The 13,482-nt window shown below is 41.6% G+C and carries 12 protein-coding genes, 1 tRNA gene and 1 pseudogene; 6 read left to right on the top strand and 8 right to left on the bottom strand.

Going from position 1 to position 13,482, the window contains the following annotated elements:
- Positions 1-3 precede the first annotated feature (3 nt).
- Complete coding sequence (locus tag FSB84_RS25280; protein WP_130540622.1) at positions 4-1,488, bottom strand: FAD-dependent oxidoreductase; 1,485 nt, start codon at positions 1,486-1,488, stop codon at positions 4-6.
- Positions 1,489-1,568: 80 nt separating this feature from the next.
- On the opposite strand from FSB84_RS25280, the gene FSB84_RS25275 reads away from it, so the two are divergent.
- Entirely contained in the window at positions 1,569-2,321 is a 753-nt protein-coding gene (locus FSB84_RS25275) for a hypothetical protein (RefSeq protein WP_130540621.1), read from the top strand.
- 34 nt (positions 2,322-2,355) lie between these two features.
- On the opposite strand, the gene FSB84_RS25270 is transcribed toward FSB84_RS25275, so the two are convergent.
- The gene (locus tag FSB84_RS25270) at positions 2,356-4,164 is read right to left on the bottom strand and encodes an alpha-L-fucosidase (RefSeq protein ID WP_130540620.1); all 1,809 of its coding nucleotides are present in this window, start codon (positions 4,162-4,164) and stop codon (positions 2,356-2,358) included.
- Positions 4,165-4,279: 115 nt separating this feature from the next.
- Here FSB84_RS25270 and FSB84_RS25265 point away from each other — a divergent pair, with 115 nt between their 5' ends.
- Positions 4,280-4,909, top strand: coding sequence for a class I SAM-dependent methyltransferase (locus FSB84_RS25265; protein WP_130540619.1), 630 nt, complete (start codon positions 4,280-4,282; stop codon positions 4,907-4,909).
- Positions 4,910-4,988: 79 nt separating this feature from the next.
- Here the strand turns inward: FSB84_RS25265 and FSB84_RS25260 are convergent, their stop codons facing one another.
- Positions 4,989-5,381 carry a VOC family protein gene (locus tag FSB84_RS25260; RefSeq protein WP_130540618.1) on the bottom strand — a complete coding sequence of 131 codons (393 nt, stop codon included), beginning with the start codon at positions 5,379-5,381 and terminating at the stop codon, positions 4,989-4,991.
- A gap of 115 nt (positions 5,382-5,496) precedes the next feature.
- On the opposite strand from FSB84_RS25260, the gene FSB84_RS25255 reads away from it, so the two are divergent.
- Positions 5,497-5,573 (top strand) — tRNA-Arg (locus tag FSB84_RS25255).
- A 526-nt stretch (positions 5,574-6,099) separates the two neighbouring features.
- Here FSB84_RS25255 and FSB84_RS31760 read toward each other — a convergent pair.
- The 5 genes and pseudogenes from FSB84_RS31760 to FSB84_RS25225 all read right to left on the bottom strand — a co-directional run.
- Positions 6,100-7,086, bottom strand: a pseudogene (locus FSB84_RS31760) (recombinase family protein); the annotation flags it as partial.
- On the bottom strand, positions 7,034-7,333 hold the full coding sequence (locus FSB84_RS25240; protein ID WP_130540617.1) for a hypothetical protein: 300 nt from the start codon (positions 7,331-7,333) through the stop codon (positions 7,034-7,036). The gene FSB84_RS25240 and the pseudogene FSB84_RS31760, both read right to left, overlap by 53 nt.
- Positions 7,334-7,376: 43 nt before the next feature.
- Positions 7,377-7,634 (bottom strand): hypothetical protein, encoded by a 258-nt coding sequence (locus FSB84_RS25235; protein ID WP_130540616.1) that lies wholly within the window; start codon positions 7,632-7,634, stop codon positions 7,377-7,379.
- A 36-nt stretch (positions 7,635-7,670) separates the two neighbouring features.
- Positions 7,671-7,955, bottom strand: a complete 285-nt coding sequence (locus FSB84_RS25230; protein WP_130540615.1) for a helix-turn-helix domain-containing protein — start codon at positions 7,953-7,955, stop codon at positions 7,671-7,673.
- A 361-nt stretch (positions 7,956-8,316) separates the two neighbouring features.
- Positions 8,317-9,441, bottom strand: coding sequence for a HEPN domain-containing protein (locus FSB84_RS25225; protein WP_130540614.1), 1,125 nt, complete (start codon positions 9,439-9,441; stop codon positions 8,317-8,319).
- 402 nt (positions 9,442-9,843) lie between these two features.
- On the opposite strand from FSB84_RS25225, the gene FSB84_RS25220 reads away from it, so the two are divergent.
- The 3 genes from FSB84_RS25220 to FSB84_RS25210 all read left to right on the top strand — a co-directional run bounded on the left by FSB84_RS25220 (position 9,844) and on the right by FSB84_RS25210 (position 13,481).
- Entirely contained in the window at positions 9,844-10,113 is a 270-nt protein-coding gene (locus FSB84_RS25220) for a hypothetical protein (RefSeq protein WP_130540613.1), read from the top strand.
- Between the two features lie 134 nt (positions 10,114-10,247).
- On the top strand, positions 10,248-12,155 hold the full coding sequence (locus FSB84_RS25215; protein WP_130540612.1) for an ATP-binding protein: 1,908 nt from the start codon (positions 10,248-10,250) through the stop codon (positions 12,153-12,155).
- Between the two features lie 114 nt (positions 12,156-12,269).
- On the top strand, positions 12,270-13,481 hold the full coding sequence (locus FSB84_RS25210) for a hypothetical protein (RefSeq protein WP_130540611.1): 1,212 nt from the start codon (positions 12,270-12,272) through the stop codon (positions 13,479-13,481).
- Position 13,482: the final 1 nt, after the last annotated feature.

Genomic DNA, 13,482 nt, shown 5'->3' with positions numbered 1-13,482 from the left:
CTGTTATTTTTTCGCCTCTATGGATAATGCATGATGGAAAATATTTAACGGGTCCCATTTCATTTTTACATTTTGTAATCGCGGATAATTGTCCTGGTAATAAAGTGTATGCCAGGGCACGCCGGACTTGTTCAATTCAGGATCCGCCAGGTCTGTGTCCGGATGATTGATCATACAGCCGCCATTTTTTTCGTTGGGAGCAGGAACGCCACCTGAAGCGGCAAAAAGTTCCTGGTAGAAACCGCGAACCCAGGGCAGGGTAGCGGCTTCACCTGCAGCATCGACCCAGCCTGCATTACAGGCAATGTCGAGAATGCAGTTCCGCTGAAAAGATGCTGTGGCATCAGGCGCAATTGTGTTCACTTTTCCACCATAAGTGGCCATGCCGAGCATGCCTCCGATAAATGTTTCTGTGGTCAGAAATTTCCAGGCCGTTGCGATCTGATCATCAGAAAAGGCCTGACGAAGGAAAGCGTCCTTAGCTTTTGCTTTTACATTTTCGAATCCAGGTTGGAACAATTCAGGAAAAGGGTTGAGCGCAAATTGAAGCCAGGAGCATTCATCGATTTTAATCGAATGCTCAAGGTCAAGGGGAGTGGCAATATCCGCCAGGTGTTGGTTGATGAGCACCTTCGCATTGGGGCCGGTACAGACACCTTTTATTTCTATCCTTCCCAGTTGACGGTGATTCAGGAATAATAAACTGAACAATTTCGCAAAAGGCGAATTGACATCACTGTTTTGCTGGCACCAGTTGCCGAAATTCTTCACCAGCGATGAGAATGATTTTTCATCAAACTGCTTCCAGTCCCAGCCTAAGCGGAAGGTGGTAACCGAAGCCGGAGCCTTTGGCAAAACTGAAGCGGGGTCAGCGCCCACCGCTTCAGGGGATCTGAACCAAAACTTCGTTACTACACCAAAGTTTCCTGCGCCGCCTCCGGTATGCGCCCACCAAAGTTCGCGGTTGGGATCGTTTACCTCCCTGGTAGCAGTAATGCAGTTGGCTTTCCCTGATGTATCAACGGTGACCAGTTCTATTCCATACAGATGATCTGCTGCCAAACCATATTCACGGCAAAAAAAGCCGAATGCGCCGCCGGGGATATGTCCACCCATACCGATACCTGGATATTCTCCTGCTGGCAGAAAAAGCCCCCATTTAAGGAACAGCCTGCGGTACATCTCGCCAACGGTTGCACCGGCTTCCACGGCAATGGCCGATTTTGTTGCATCGTAATAGATATTCGTCATAAGACACATGTCCATGATCACCTGCACTGCAGGATCCGATACAAACCCTTCCAGGCAATGGCCACCACTGCGAACCACCAGCCTCAGCTTGTTGTCCACTGCATCCTGAACGGCTTCCAATACATCATCCACTGAAGATGGAAGGTAGATGTGGTCTGGTTTTCCGCTGAATCTTTTATTGAATCTTTTAGAAGCAAGGTCTGGATATCGAATGTCAGCGGGTGTGATCTTTTCCATTTATTAAATATAGAAAAATGGATTCATTTATTTTCGTAACTTTCTCGGGTATAAATTGTAATCCTGAAGCAAGAAATTTTATGAAAGCATCCGCACTACTCATTTTAGTTTTCTTTACCGTTACTACTTACGCGCAGAACTCCCTCAACAATTACAAATATGTGATTGTGCCTTCAAAGTTCAGTTTCTCCAAAGAAGAGAACCAATACGGTTTAAATACACTGGCGAAATTGTTATTGGAGGAGAAAGGTTTTTCTGCTTTCGTGGCAAATGAAAACATGCCGGCAGAGGTAGCTGCCAACAAGTGCAGCGCGCTCAATGCGGAAGTGACTGAAAGAAAAGGTTTGTTCGCAACCAGGCTTACCATCACGTTGAAAGACTGCCAGGGAAATGTCCTTTTCAAAAGTAAAGAGGGGAACAGCCGGGAAAAGGAATTTCAACCTGCTTATGAAATGGCTTTGAGAGATGCTTTTACATCGTTCAATGATGTTCAGTACAAATATGATGGAACTACTTTTGCTCAACCACAGCAGACTGTTATTCCTGCCACCACACCTGCAGCTCCGGCGCAGGCGCCTGCTCCGGTTCCAACAACGCCTTCTGTAACTGAAGCCACCGGCGTGTTGTACGCGCAGGCTACTCCCAATGGATATCAGTTGATTGATACTACTCCCAAAAAAGTATTATCGCTTTTCAAAACTTCAGTACAGGATTTTTACATTGCTGTAGATGGACCCACCAGCGGTGTTGTGTTCAGGAAAAATGAAGAGTGGTTATACGAATACTACAAAGACAGTAAGCTTGTTTCACACAAATTGCAGATCAAGTTCTGATCGCCGGATTTACCATAATCAGCGATGGGTTTAATCACTTTTCTGCTTTGTTGATCCAGATACTATTAAAAAACAAGGTTTCGCGGGCTTTTGGATTGAATCTTATAGTCAACTCATAATATCCTTTTTTCGGAATATCGATATTGCCCATCCTTGTATTCACAAACTCATCAGTATTGTAATCATGCGGTTCTACCACAACCTGGCCGCTGGGTTTCAATTGCTGGTGAAGGGTTTGGTCCAGTACGGTTACAGTGCATTCAATATCGTTCCTTGCTGCGTTATGAAAGGAAAGATCAAACTTGTATTTTCCGGCTTCGGGAGCATAGAACTTCCAGGTTAGTTGTCCTGGTTTATCGATCACGAAATGCGCCGGGCGCACGCCATCATAAGGTTTGAGCTCATATTTTGAAGAGCTATCGCTGTTGTTTCTTCCATTTAATGAGAAGCCTCCGAAACTGGATTCTGCCACAACCTGTGCATCCAAATTAAGAGGCTGCGCATAGTGAACAACGATAGTTGAAACAAAAGGATTGCCAGGATTATCCGGCAATTGAATATGTGTCAGTGGGCCGTTTTGGCTAAACTTCAACGGCAGTTTTCCTGCTTGCGTGATCAGTTCAATGCGCTGTGGTGCGGAGAGAATGCCGGTGAGTCTCAACACATGATCGAGCGGCCAGTTGTACACCTGCAGGAAAACGCTTTGCCTGCTGGCATCGATCTTTTTGGTAGTGATCCGTCCCCAGTCGTTTTGACCAGGACGTAATGGTAATCCTGAACTCCCATAGATCGATTCTCCCTGTTTCGAAAGCCAGGTCCCCATATCATTCAGCCTTCTGATCCCTTCATAGGGCACAGAACCGTCAGCACGCGGGCCGATATTCAGTGTGAATCCTCCGTTGAGGCTTACATTATCGATCAGGGATTGTAATAATTGGCTGGTGGATTTCCATTGGTTTTCCAGTGCATTGTAACCCCAGCTGTGGGCGATAGTGCCTGATGTTTCCCAGGCGTAGTTTTGATAGTAGGCGCCAAACTGGTTGTCGCCCATCGTTTCAAAATCGATATCGGTATTACTCACTGTGAGGCCCAGCCGGGAATTGATTAGGCAATTGGGCTGCAATTCTCTTATCAGTTTGATCACCTGTTCCAGTTGTTCCTTTTTTACGATGGTGGTTTTGTGATCAACCCACATATCGAACCAGAGCATGGCGATATCGCCGTAATTGGTCAGTAGTTCACGTAGCTGAGGTAATACTTTTTCCTGCCAGTACCGGTTGTATTGTTCATCTGTTACTTTACCTGTGATTTCCTGGTTATGATCCCAACCATAGGGGTGTTCCCAGTCCAGCCAATGCGAATAATAGAATGCCAGTTTGATGCCATGTTTCCTGCAGGCACTTGACAGTTCTTTAATAACATCCCGATCGGTATTGCATAGTTTGCTGAGATTGTAATCACTGATTTTTGAATTCCAGATGGCAACGCCGTCGTGGTGTTTGGCAGTGATGATGATGTATTTCATGCCAGCCTTCTTTGCCAGTAAGACCCATTCTTCGGGGTTGATTTTGTTCCAGTTGAACCGGCTGGTCAGCGTTCCATATTCTTCCCTGGATATACGGTTGCGGTAACGGATCCATTCCGCATAGTTATTACCGTTCCTCAGGCGTTCTCCTTTCCAGATGCCTTCGGCCCCGCTGTACAGGCCCCAATGGATGAACATCCCGAAGCGCGCGTCTGTAAACCATTTCACGCGTTCTTCCCTTGTACTTCCGGGCTGAGCGGATATCATGTTTGAAGTCAAAAGCAATGAAAGCAGGAGAGTGGTTATGATCAGTTTCATATTTTATGAATAAGCAATACTAAAATAATGAAAACAGTCATCAGGTGATATCGAATTCCATAATTACATTTCTGCCAGGTATTCAAAAGGCAAAAATTATTTACTTTGAGCCTTCATGTCAGTTACGTTGCAATTAAAGCATATTGTGAGACCGGGTTATTCGGTTGAATTGTTTGTACCCGATGCACAGGAAGTACAGGAAAGTTATTTTCAGCAAAAGAAAACGCAGGATAATATCCCTTTCCCGCATTGGACCAGGTTATGGCCCTCATCACTCGCGATGGCGGATTTCATTCATCAGCATTCTGCAATAGTAGAAAACAAGCATGTGCTGGAACTGGCAGCCGGATTGGGATTGCCAGGTTTTGTATCTGCACCATATGCAAAATCCGTTTGTTGCTCAGATTATCTGGAAGAAGCGGTGATCACAATGGATAGATCGGCAAAGCATTTACAGTTATCTAATGTTACCTGCAGATTACTTGATTGGAATCAGCTGCCGGAGGGGCTTTCAACGGATGTTTTGTTGCTGAGCGATATCAATTACGATCCCGGGCAGTTTGACCGGCTTTACCAGGTATTACAGAAATTTTTTCAGCAGGGTACAACAATATTGTTAACCACTCCTCAGCGATTAATGGCGAAACCATTTATTGAGAGATTATTGCCGGATTGTAAAGAGCTTCATGAGGTGAAAGTGGAACGGGGAGGACAGGAGGCGATGATCAGTTTGTTGTTGATGTGAAATTATAAAAGGGGAGATAAGAGCAATAAAAAATCCCTGAACTTAATCAGGGATTTTTTATTGACATATTTGTTATAACTTATTTTTTAGATAGGAGTGATACTTTATTTCCCTCAGAGTCGATAAAAGTGGCCATATAACCAATCACTTTTGAAACAAATGTTTTTGGGGTAAGAATCACCCCACCTTCCTTTACTACACGTGCAAGTTCCTGGTCAATATTATTTAGCCGGGAATTGAGATAAACCATCGCATCTCCGGGAGTGACCATCGTTTTTGGCTGGTGGATCAGGGCTCCATTGAGGCCGGGTTGCTCGTCAGACTCCGGGAAACTGGCCATATCTACAGATCCGGTGGGGAAATCCAGCATTTTTCTGGATAATTTGATATTGAAAACCGATTCATAGAACTTTATAGCTCTTTCCATCATTTTCACTGGGATCTCGAATAAGAAATTCAGGTTTTCTTTCATTTCCAGGAATTTAACCAAATGAACTGCAAAAATAGTACCACCTAAAATTTAGGCAGGAATTTTCAATTTGAGTTGTTAACTTGTTGAGGATTCATTACTTTTGCAGCCCTCAGCAGGACCGGTAGCTCAGCTGGATAGAGCAGCTGCCTTCTAAGCAGCAGGTCATTGGTTCGAATCCAATCCGGTTCACCACATTGGAAAAGCCTCCATTTTCGGAGGCTTTTTTATTTTCTGGGTCATGAGAATCCGCGCCGGATCTGTATATCAGCTCAATGGCTGCGTGAAGGCGATTGGTTCGAATTCCATTTTTTGAAAAAGTGAAATTTTCGGGGTAAATCGAACCAATGATCTGGCGATGCGCAATGAGGTCTGATTGCAGGTAGTACTCAGGGAGATTGGCGATGAATTGTGTACAGAAGGCAATCTCATCTTCTAAGGAGGAATCTGTATCGCCTATATTGGCTAGTTCCCTTTCCATTCTTTCAATCTCTGGCTGGTATTGTTTCTTCGTTTCGATAAAATCTTCATCTTCCCAAATGCCTTCTAATACTTTCTTACGGGCTTTATTGATTGCTTCTTTTCGCTTTTCAATTTCCGCCTGAAGTTCAGTAACCCTTTTTGAGTGGTCCTTCTCATCGATGCTCAGAGCCTTCCTGATAACTGCCGCGTGATACTCCTGCGAATTCTGGTTTGTTTTGATTTTTTGTAGTTCCTGAATGAATTTATCGTTTATGTCATCTGCTTTGATCCTGGACGGGCATCCTTTCGTGCAATGATAATAGTGGTAATGCCCGCCATTTCCCTTCGATGTACTTGCAGTAAGAATCTTTCCGCACAATGAACAGATCACGAAGCCACGTAATGGAAACTGCTCTTTCATGCCATGCGTGTGTGACCGTATTTTTCTTTTTCGGCCATTCAATACATCCTGAACGTCTTTGAACAAGGTTTCAGAGATCAAAGGCTCGTGGACTGCTTTCACATACATAGCAGGTTCTTTCTTGTATGCTGGCACTAGCAGTACTCCATAATAAAACGGATTTCGCAACAAGTTCCATAATTGGCTTTTCCCAATTTTCAATCCTTTTCTGCGGGCCATTCTCCAGAGTTCAATGATTGGGCAAAGCCCTTTGGATGCCTCTTCAAATACCCACCGGATTATCGGTGCATCTTTGTTGGGTTCAATGGTTGGGCGGTTCTGCTCATCCCGGACATTACGATATCCACGCGGTGCCATGTTCACATGCCTGCCCTCTTTCATGGCTTTGCGCATTCCTGCGATCACGTTCAATGCCCTCCGATCATTTTCAACTTCAGGAGCAGCCAGGTAGATGGCCAACATGATCTTGCTTTCAGGGATACTCATATCCAATGGCTGCTCGATGGCCTGCGGTTCAATTCCTAGTTTGCCTAACTGATGGATCATGGAATATGATTCAGCAACATTCCGTGAAAACCGATCCCACTTCAAAAACAACAACAGGTTGGCTGATCGTTTATGTTGCTTGATATAATTCAGGAATTTATTGAATTCAGGCCGGTTAAAGGTTTTGCCTGAGTAGTCTTCCCAATAAACGCCTGCAATATCGATCTGGTGCGCTTCACAATGTTTGCGCAGTTGTTCGTCCTGATGTTTTTGGCTGTAGCCTTTATCAGCCTGTTCGTCGGTACTCACCCGGACATATAGATATGCTCTTTGTCTCATTATGCTCTATTTGAGTAATAGGAATAAGGAAGGCTTGTCCAGCCTTCCTGCGGTGGTACTGAGTTACAGCAATCTCTGCCATCTTGTGAATGAATCCCCGGATAATGGACAGCTCTTCCTCTGTGTACTCAATCCCATTTGCGTTCAGAATCTTCCTGGCTTCCTCTACCGGCAATGTTGTTGCCGAAGATTGACCGGACTCTCCCTCACGTACAGGAAGGCTTTCAAGCCTGTGGATAGGTTTCATAGAAATACGGATTTATGCGATTGTTCCCACTAATCGCAGTTAGTTACTCATCATCATCGTTATTATCATCCTCGGCATCCAATGCTTCCTGAACATAGTAGTCTGAAATCTTGCATTCGATCTGGTTGATCACATCCCGCTCATCGCGTTCGTACTGGACATCTATCAATAGTTCGTCGTTATTGAGATCGGTACCCACGATATCGTTCGTGATATCATGCTCCAGAAGGAGGTTTGATACTTCCAGAATAATGTCAACCGGAACGGCAAGCTCTTTTTTCTCAATGATTGTCTTGGACATAAAATTGATTTGTGTGATTGAATATTTTGCAAATGATTATTGCTTATTTGATCTGTGTCTGGTATCGAGATAAGTCCTCAGATCAAGAACCGAAAACAGCATCCTGCCTTGCTTCCGGTTCTGCAATGGTTTTAGTTTTCCTGAATGTACCAGCGAATAAATGTGGGATCTGGATAGCTGGAGATATTCAGCAGCATCATGAATTGAAATAGGTGGTTCTTTGTCTTGAATCAAACTGGGCTGTGACTCATGCGATATTTGCTTGAGAAGAACGATGATTTCTTCCAGCTTTTCGAGGATCTGCGAAGACTCTGGTTTCATGGAATAAGATTTGGATGATTAATTATCATACAAAGTTACAACCACTCAAAGAGGCACTTTCCGGATTCGTCGCGTTTGGGACCTTTTTGTTCCTGAAAAGCACGAAATGTATTGTTCGGGCGCTGAAAGGCACAGAAATGCACAGAATTTCCTTTTTCGTAAAAACATGCTCGTTCTTATTAAGCATTGATGCTTCCAAACGCTAAACGATAGTTCAATTTATCGGTAATCGCTTTTACCTCCTGAAACAATAGAATTCTTATTGGAAATTCATCAATTACTGCACCATCACAATTGAGGATTGATTAAGAATCATTGAGAATAATTAAGGATCAATAAGGACAATTGAGGCTCAATTCATTTACCTATTGAATTTCGCTTCAAATTCTTTCATCTTTTGTTCAAATGTCTGATCAACCGTGTTCATAAATGCAGTAACTCGCTTCAATAGTTCATTAGTTTGCTTGGTAGTTATGCTGAAACTATTGGTATACCTGGCTGAGGAGTATGATTGGTTCAATAAATTGAGCAATTCATTCTCCGCAGGCGTGCCTTTGGAAAGGATATTAGTCAGGTCTTCGGAAATTCTATGAATATGCCTGAGAAGTAAGTGAAGATTATGGCCATGAATCTGATAATCCAGGTAGCTGGCCAGGATGGCCCGGCAAGAAAGCTCAGTTGCCTGATGGAGCAAATAAGTACCAAGATTCATATCTAACGTGTGGGAGATACAGAATTGAGCTCCAGAAAGAAAGCCTAACGCCTTCTTCATTTCTAGTCCAAACCGCTTTCTCGCTTTGGCTGCGATAGCAAGGCAAATTGATTTGTCAGGAAACGATAGCTTTTGATCGTTACGTTCAAATACAAGATTCTCTTTAGTGCAAGTTGTGTAATGCAGGATTAAACCAACCTCCGGTTCGTTTCTCAGATCTCCAATACGGTGAAAAGTTGGAACCACTGAGCCAAATTCCTGGCATGCCTGCTCTATCTTCTTTTCCATTTCTAAGAATCCAAACTGAGGATGATCCAGTAATACAAGGAAATCATATCGGGAATTGTGTGGGTTGGCTGAATCTTCAGACGACTTGATAGTGTAGATTTTGCCTGCATCACTAATGATTCTGATGAGGTCTACTATTTTCTGGAAAATGGTCTTAGTGGTATCTGCACGAACTGCGGTTATTTCAACATCCTGCATATGGAAAAGCCTGCGCTCTTTATCGCGGCTTTTATGGATCAGGTAACTGGCATCGATCAGTCTTTCCATGCCTTTAAGGTGCGTTGTCAATAACCATTTATCGCCGCTTTCCAGTTCGCCGAAGCTTTCAGTGTATACTACTTCCAAAAGAGTATTGAACTGGTCGCGGTTGTCTTGAAGGGAACCTGAATCAAAGAAGGATTTGATGACAAGGAAGGGATCTGTAATCTCATCATCAGATAAGGTGGAACGGAATAGTTCCTGCCGTAAGCTGGTAGGTAAATTCATGTTGAGAGATTTGAATGAAACGGGAATGCGAAGGGACAAAAAAATGACGTGGGTTAGTTCCTATCGGTCTGAAGGGCTACGACACCCTGATCCCATATAAGAACGCCCACGCCAAGACGTGAGCGATTTACCTTATTACTCTGGGATCATTTGAAAGGTCGTAGTTTTCAGAACCAGGAATAAAGCAAACACGCTTGAAATAAGTTATGTGTTCGCAAGATAAGCGATACTATGATGAATTCATGACAGATTCGTTTTTAGGTTAACGTTTGATGTGATCAAAGTTATAATAAAATTTCAAAATCGAAATATTTATTTCAAATATGAATCAATAGTATCAGTATCGAAATATTCCATTGTATTTCAGGAGGTTATTGATATTTTGCCAAACTTCATTATTTAATGGCAGACCAGGACGCATATAAGACTCTCAAGCGACTACTGGAATCCGGTAGTATCGAGGATATGGACGAAATCGTTAGTATCGTGGGTAAAACCAAGCTCAAAACGACTGTCGGTATCCACTATGATACATTCCTGAAACGGGTAAAAAAACCTGAAGACTTTGCCATCAAGCATATTAAAAGGTTAGCTGATCTGATTGGAGTAGATCCGAGAATTGTGACGAACTTGATTTTTGACAAGATGGAGAAAAAAAGTAAGAGAAAGTAGAAGAAAGTTCTATTAGATCTAAGTCTTCTTTCATTCACTCTTATGGTCTTTACTGTTTCTCTATTTCTTACATTAATGTCTTTTGATCATAATTCGAATACACTTCGAATAAAATCATTTTAACCGTTTTAGCAATGGCTACACCAACGCCTTCTGAACAACTGTCTTTATCATTCGGTGAAAATTTTCTTGAACATCATGCTGGACAAATCATTGATGATCCTCGCTATGCTATTGTTGAATTGGTAGCAAATGCTTGGGATGCGGGAGCAGGTAATGTTGAAATAAAGTGGCCTGATAAAATTGGAGATACAATTCTTATCCACGATGATGGATTAGGAATGACAAAAGAAGAGTTCAGCTTCCGATGGGGAAAACTTAACTACAATCGAATCGCATTGCAAGGGAGGAATGTAGAATTTCCAAAAGGACGAAGCGGTAGACAAAGAACTGCATTTGGAAAAAATGGGATTGGAAGACATGCAATGTTTTGCTTCTGCAATGAATATATTGTCGAAACGCACAAGGATGGGCAAAAAACCAGAGCAAGAGTGATTAAAACTCCCAAGGGAGATTTCCCTTATTCAGTTGAAATACTCGAAAATCAAACTTCAAAAACATCCACTATGCATGGAACTACCATTAGTGGTGTTGCTAATAAAAACATAAGCCTATCACAAAATACAATACTAAAGGTAGTTGGTTCAAAATTTATTGCAGATCCTGAATTTGTTTTATCTATTAATAGCATAAAAGTAGATTTTGAGGAGTTAGAGCAAGAAAGTGACATAACTGAGATTAACATTGAAAATGTCGGGATTGTAAAAGTGAAAAGATTTGAAGGTGAGAATAATAGGACAACTCAGCATCAAGGTGTGGCATGGTGGGTAAATAGGCGTTTAGTAGGTACTCCAAGTTGGGAAAATGTTAGTGGGAGATTAATTGATGGAAGAAATGCAATTGCGAAACGTTATGTATATATCGTAGAAGCTGATATTCTAAAGCCATTTGTAAAAGCTGACTGGTCTGGTTTTCATGCTTCGCCTGAGCTAAACAATGTCTTAAAAAAAGTATACGATCATATAAACGAAGATTTGATTACTCTTTTAACAGCAAGTAGAACAGAAAGGAAAAACGATGCGTTTTCAGCAAACAAAGACTTGATAAAAACTTTGCCAGCTCACATTAGACAAGATATATCTGAAATAATTGATGAGTTCCAAAAAGATTGCCCCACTTTTGGAGTTAATGAGCTTGAAAGTACTGTCAAAGTTTTGGCAAATATGGAAAAATCAAGATCTGGTTATTCATTATTAGAAAAATTGGCACAACTTAAGGCTAATGATTTGGATAGCCTAAATGCAATTCTAGACGAATGGAGCATAAGTGACATTAAGAAAATAATGAACGAGCTACAATGGAGACTTGACCTGATTAATAAGCTAGAGCCTTTGGTAAATAATAGTAACGCAGATGAGTTGCATGACTTACAACCATTATTTGAAAGGGGCCTTTGGATATTTGGACCCGAGTTTGAATCACTAAGCTTTACTTCTAATAGGACTTTAGCTACAATCGTAAAGAAATATTTCGGAAATGCTGCCTTAGAGTCACCTGGAAGACGGCCAGATTTTGTGGTAGTCCCAGATAGTTCAATTGGAGTCTATTCAAGAGACGGCTATGATGATGAACATAATGTATCCGGAATTGATTGCGTTGTAATTGTTGAGCTGAAAAGAGGAGGATTTAAGTTGGGTTATCAGGAAAAAGACCAGGCAAAAAATTATGCAAGGGAAATAAGGAAAGCCGGACATGTAGACAAGAGTACAAAAATCATTTGTTATGTGTTGGGGTCTAGTATTGATAGCGAGGGGGATGTTGCTGACCCAGGGTATGAGGGTCATACCTCAATTATTCCTAGAAGATACAGCTCTGTACTTAAGCAAGCGCACGCCAGAACTTTTAATCTACTTTCAAAAATAGAGTGGGCTCATAAATCAATTTCAAATCTGGAAGAACAAAATAACTTGTTTGCCCAATAAATTACAATTAGTGAAAGTATATTTTAGTTAAGCTTGATTTTGATTAATAAGATTAAAATCCTTTGGGTTTCTTAGTAAAACAGTATTTCATTGACTTAAAGAGTAGACACGCCGATGAGTATAAGTGGAAATAATGGTCTCAATAAAACTAGACTTTCCATCCCTAAAGAGGTAACTGCAGGGCTTATAGACAAACTTGGTAGCAGCATGACAGCCGCCCTTGAAGGTGTTGTAGATTTGCAGATACCTAGTGAGGTTTTTTACAGAGGGTTTGGTGTTATACCTTCATTGTTCTTGTTCGTTTTTACATGGATTCGTACTTGTCGCGGTACACTCATAATTGACATTGATCCGAATAACAAACAAGGGCTTGCAGATTTTATAGAAAGTAACTATGGATACGTAATCGTTATTACTGTATGGAAAGACACTAAGATTGTTGCTAAAGATGGTACTGATCTCAAACCTTTGCTTCGAGAGCATACTAATAATATGCGGAAACGAATTGATTTCCTCCAAGACTTACCCAATTTTGAAATAGTAATTCCAAACTTCGATCACTACCCAGTCGATAAAGGACTTTCTCATTGGTTCTACATCAACAATTACTCCTTTGCAAGTGTCCCTTCGGAATTGGATAATACGACTTATCGCATATTTGAAAAGATTAGTTCAATTTACCGTTCACGAATTACAAATGCTGTCTCAGATCTTTTAGATACAACCACTCGAATTATCTGGGAGCTAATGGGTAATACCAATGAACATGCGATAAAAGATCATTTGGATCAAAAAACACTGTCTCCTAATACCAGAGGATTATACATAAAGTTACATCAAAGTAGCAAAGCCAATTTTGAAAAAAATGCAAAGGAGGATCCTGCATTATTAGAATATTATGCCAAGAGCCTAATAGATGGGGATAATTTAGTGTTAGAAATATCTGTATTTGATAGTGGTCCAGGTATGGTGAAACGCTATAAAGGATCTGACTGGGCGGAAGATGCAGAAGTTTATGAAGATGTCAATATCATCAAAACTTGCCTAGTCCGTGGGGAAAGTTCGGTAAAAGGTCCGGCAAGAATGAATAAAGGTTATGGGCTCGATGATGTATTGAAGTTATTAGATCAAAAAAGAGGGTTTCTAAAAATACGAACGGGCAGGGTTAGCCTATTTAGAGACCTGACAGCAACACCATATGTTGAAAGCCAAAACACAAAGGATATTAAGCTGTATGATTGTAATACACTTAGTAGTGAAGACTTTCAAGACTTATGCTGGTTTGAAGGGACTCAAATAACGATGGCTTATCCCATAACAAAATGAT

The organism is Pseudobacter ginsenosidimutans, assembly GCF_007970185.1.
GTDB lineage: Bacteria > Bacteroidota > Bacteroidia > Chitinophagales > Chitinophagaceae > Pseudobacter > Pseudobacter ginsenosidimutans.
This window is presented reverse-complemented; position numbering and strand designations above follow the sequence as displayed.

Bases quoted from the DNA above. Each gene is read 5' to 3' on its own strand.
- FSB84_RS25235 (WP_130540616.1), bottom strand. From the start codon at position 7,634: ATGTCCAAGACAATCATTGAGAAAAAAGAGCTTGCCGTTCCGGTTGAC.
- FSB84_RS25220 (WP_130540613.1), top strand. From the start codon at position 9,844: ATGGCAGACCAGGACGCATATAAGACTCTCAAGCGACTACTGGAATCC.
- FSB84_RS25210 (WP_130540611.1), top strand. From the start codon at position 12,270: ATGAGTATAAGTGGAAATAATGGTCTCAATAAAACTAGACTTTCCATC.
- FSB84_RS25265 (WP_130540619.1), top strand. From the start codon at position 4,280: ATGTCAGTTACGTTGCAATTAAAGCATATTGTGAGACCGGGTTATTCG.
- FSB84_RS25275 (WP_130540621.1), top strand. From the start codon at position 1,569: ATGAAAGCATCCGCACTACTCATTTTAGTTTTCTTTACCGTTACTACT.
- FSB84_RS25280 (WP_130540622.1), bottom strand. From the start codon at position 1,488: ATGGAAAAGATCACACCCGCTGACATTCGATATCCAGACCTTGCTTCT.
- FSB84_RS25260 (WP_130540618.1), bottom strand. From the start codon at position 5,381: ATGAAAGAAAACCTGAATTTCTTATTCGAGATCCCAGTGAAAATGATG.
- FSB84_RS25240 (WP_130540617.1), bottom strand. From the start codon at position 7,333: ATGAAACCTATCCACAGGCTTGAAAGCCTTCCTGTACGTGAGGGAGAG.
- FSB84_RS25270 (WP_130540620.1), bottom strand. From the start codon at position 4,164: ATGAAACTGATCATAACCACTCTCCTGCTTTCATTGCTTTTGACTTCA.
- FSB84_RS25215 (WP_130540612.1), top strand. From the start codon at position 10,248: ATGGCTACACCAACGCCTTCTGAACAACTGTCTTTATCATTCGGTGAA.
- FSB84_RS25230 (WP_130540615.1), bottom strand. From the start codon at position 7,955: ATGAAACCAGAGTCTTCGCAGATCCTCGAAAAGCTGGAAGAAATCATC.
- FSB84_RS25225 (WP_130540614.1), bottom strand. From the start codon at position 9,441: ATGAATTTACCTACCAGCTTACGGCAGGAACTATTCCGTTCCACCTTA.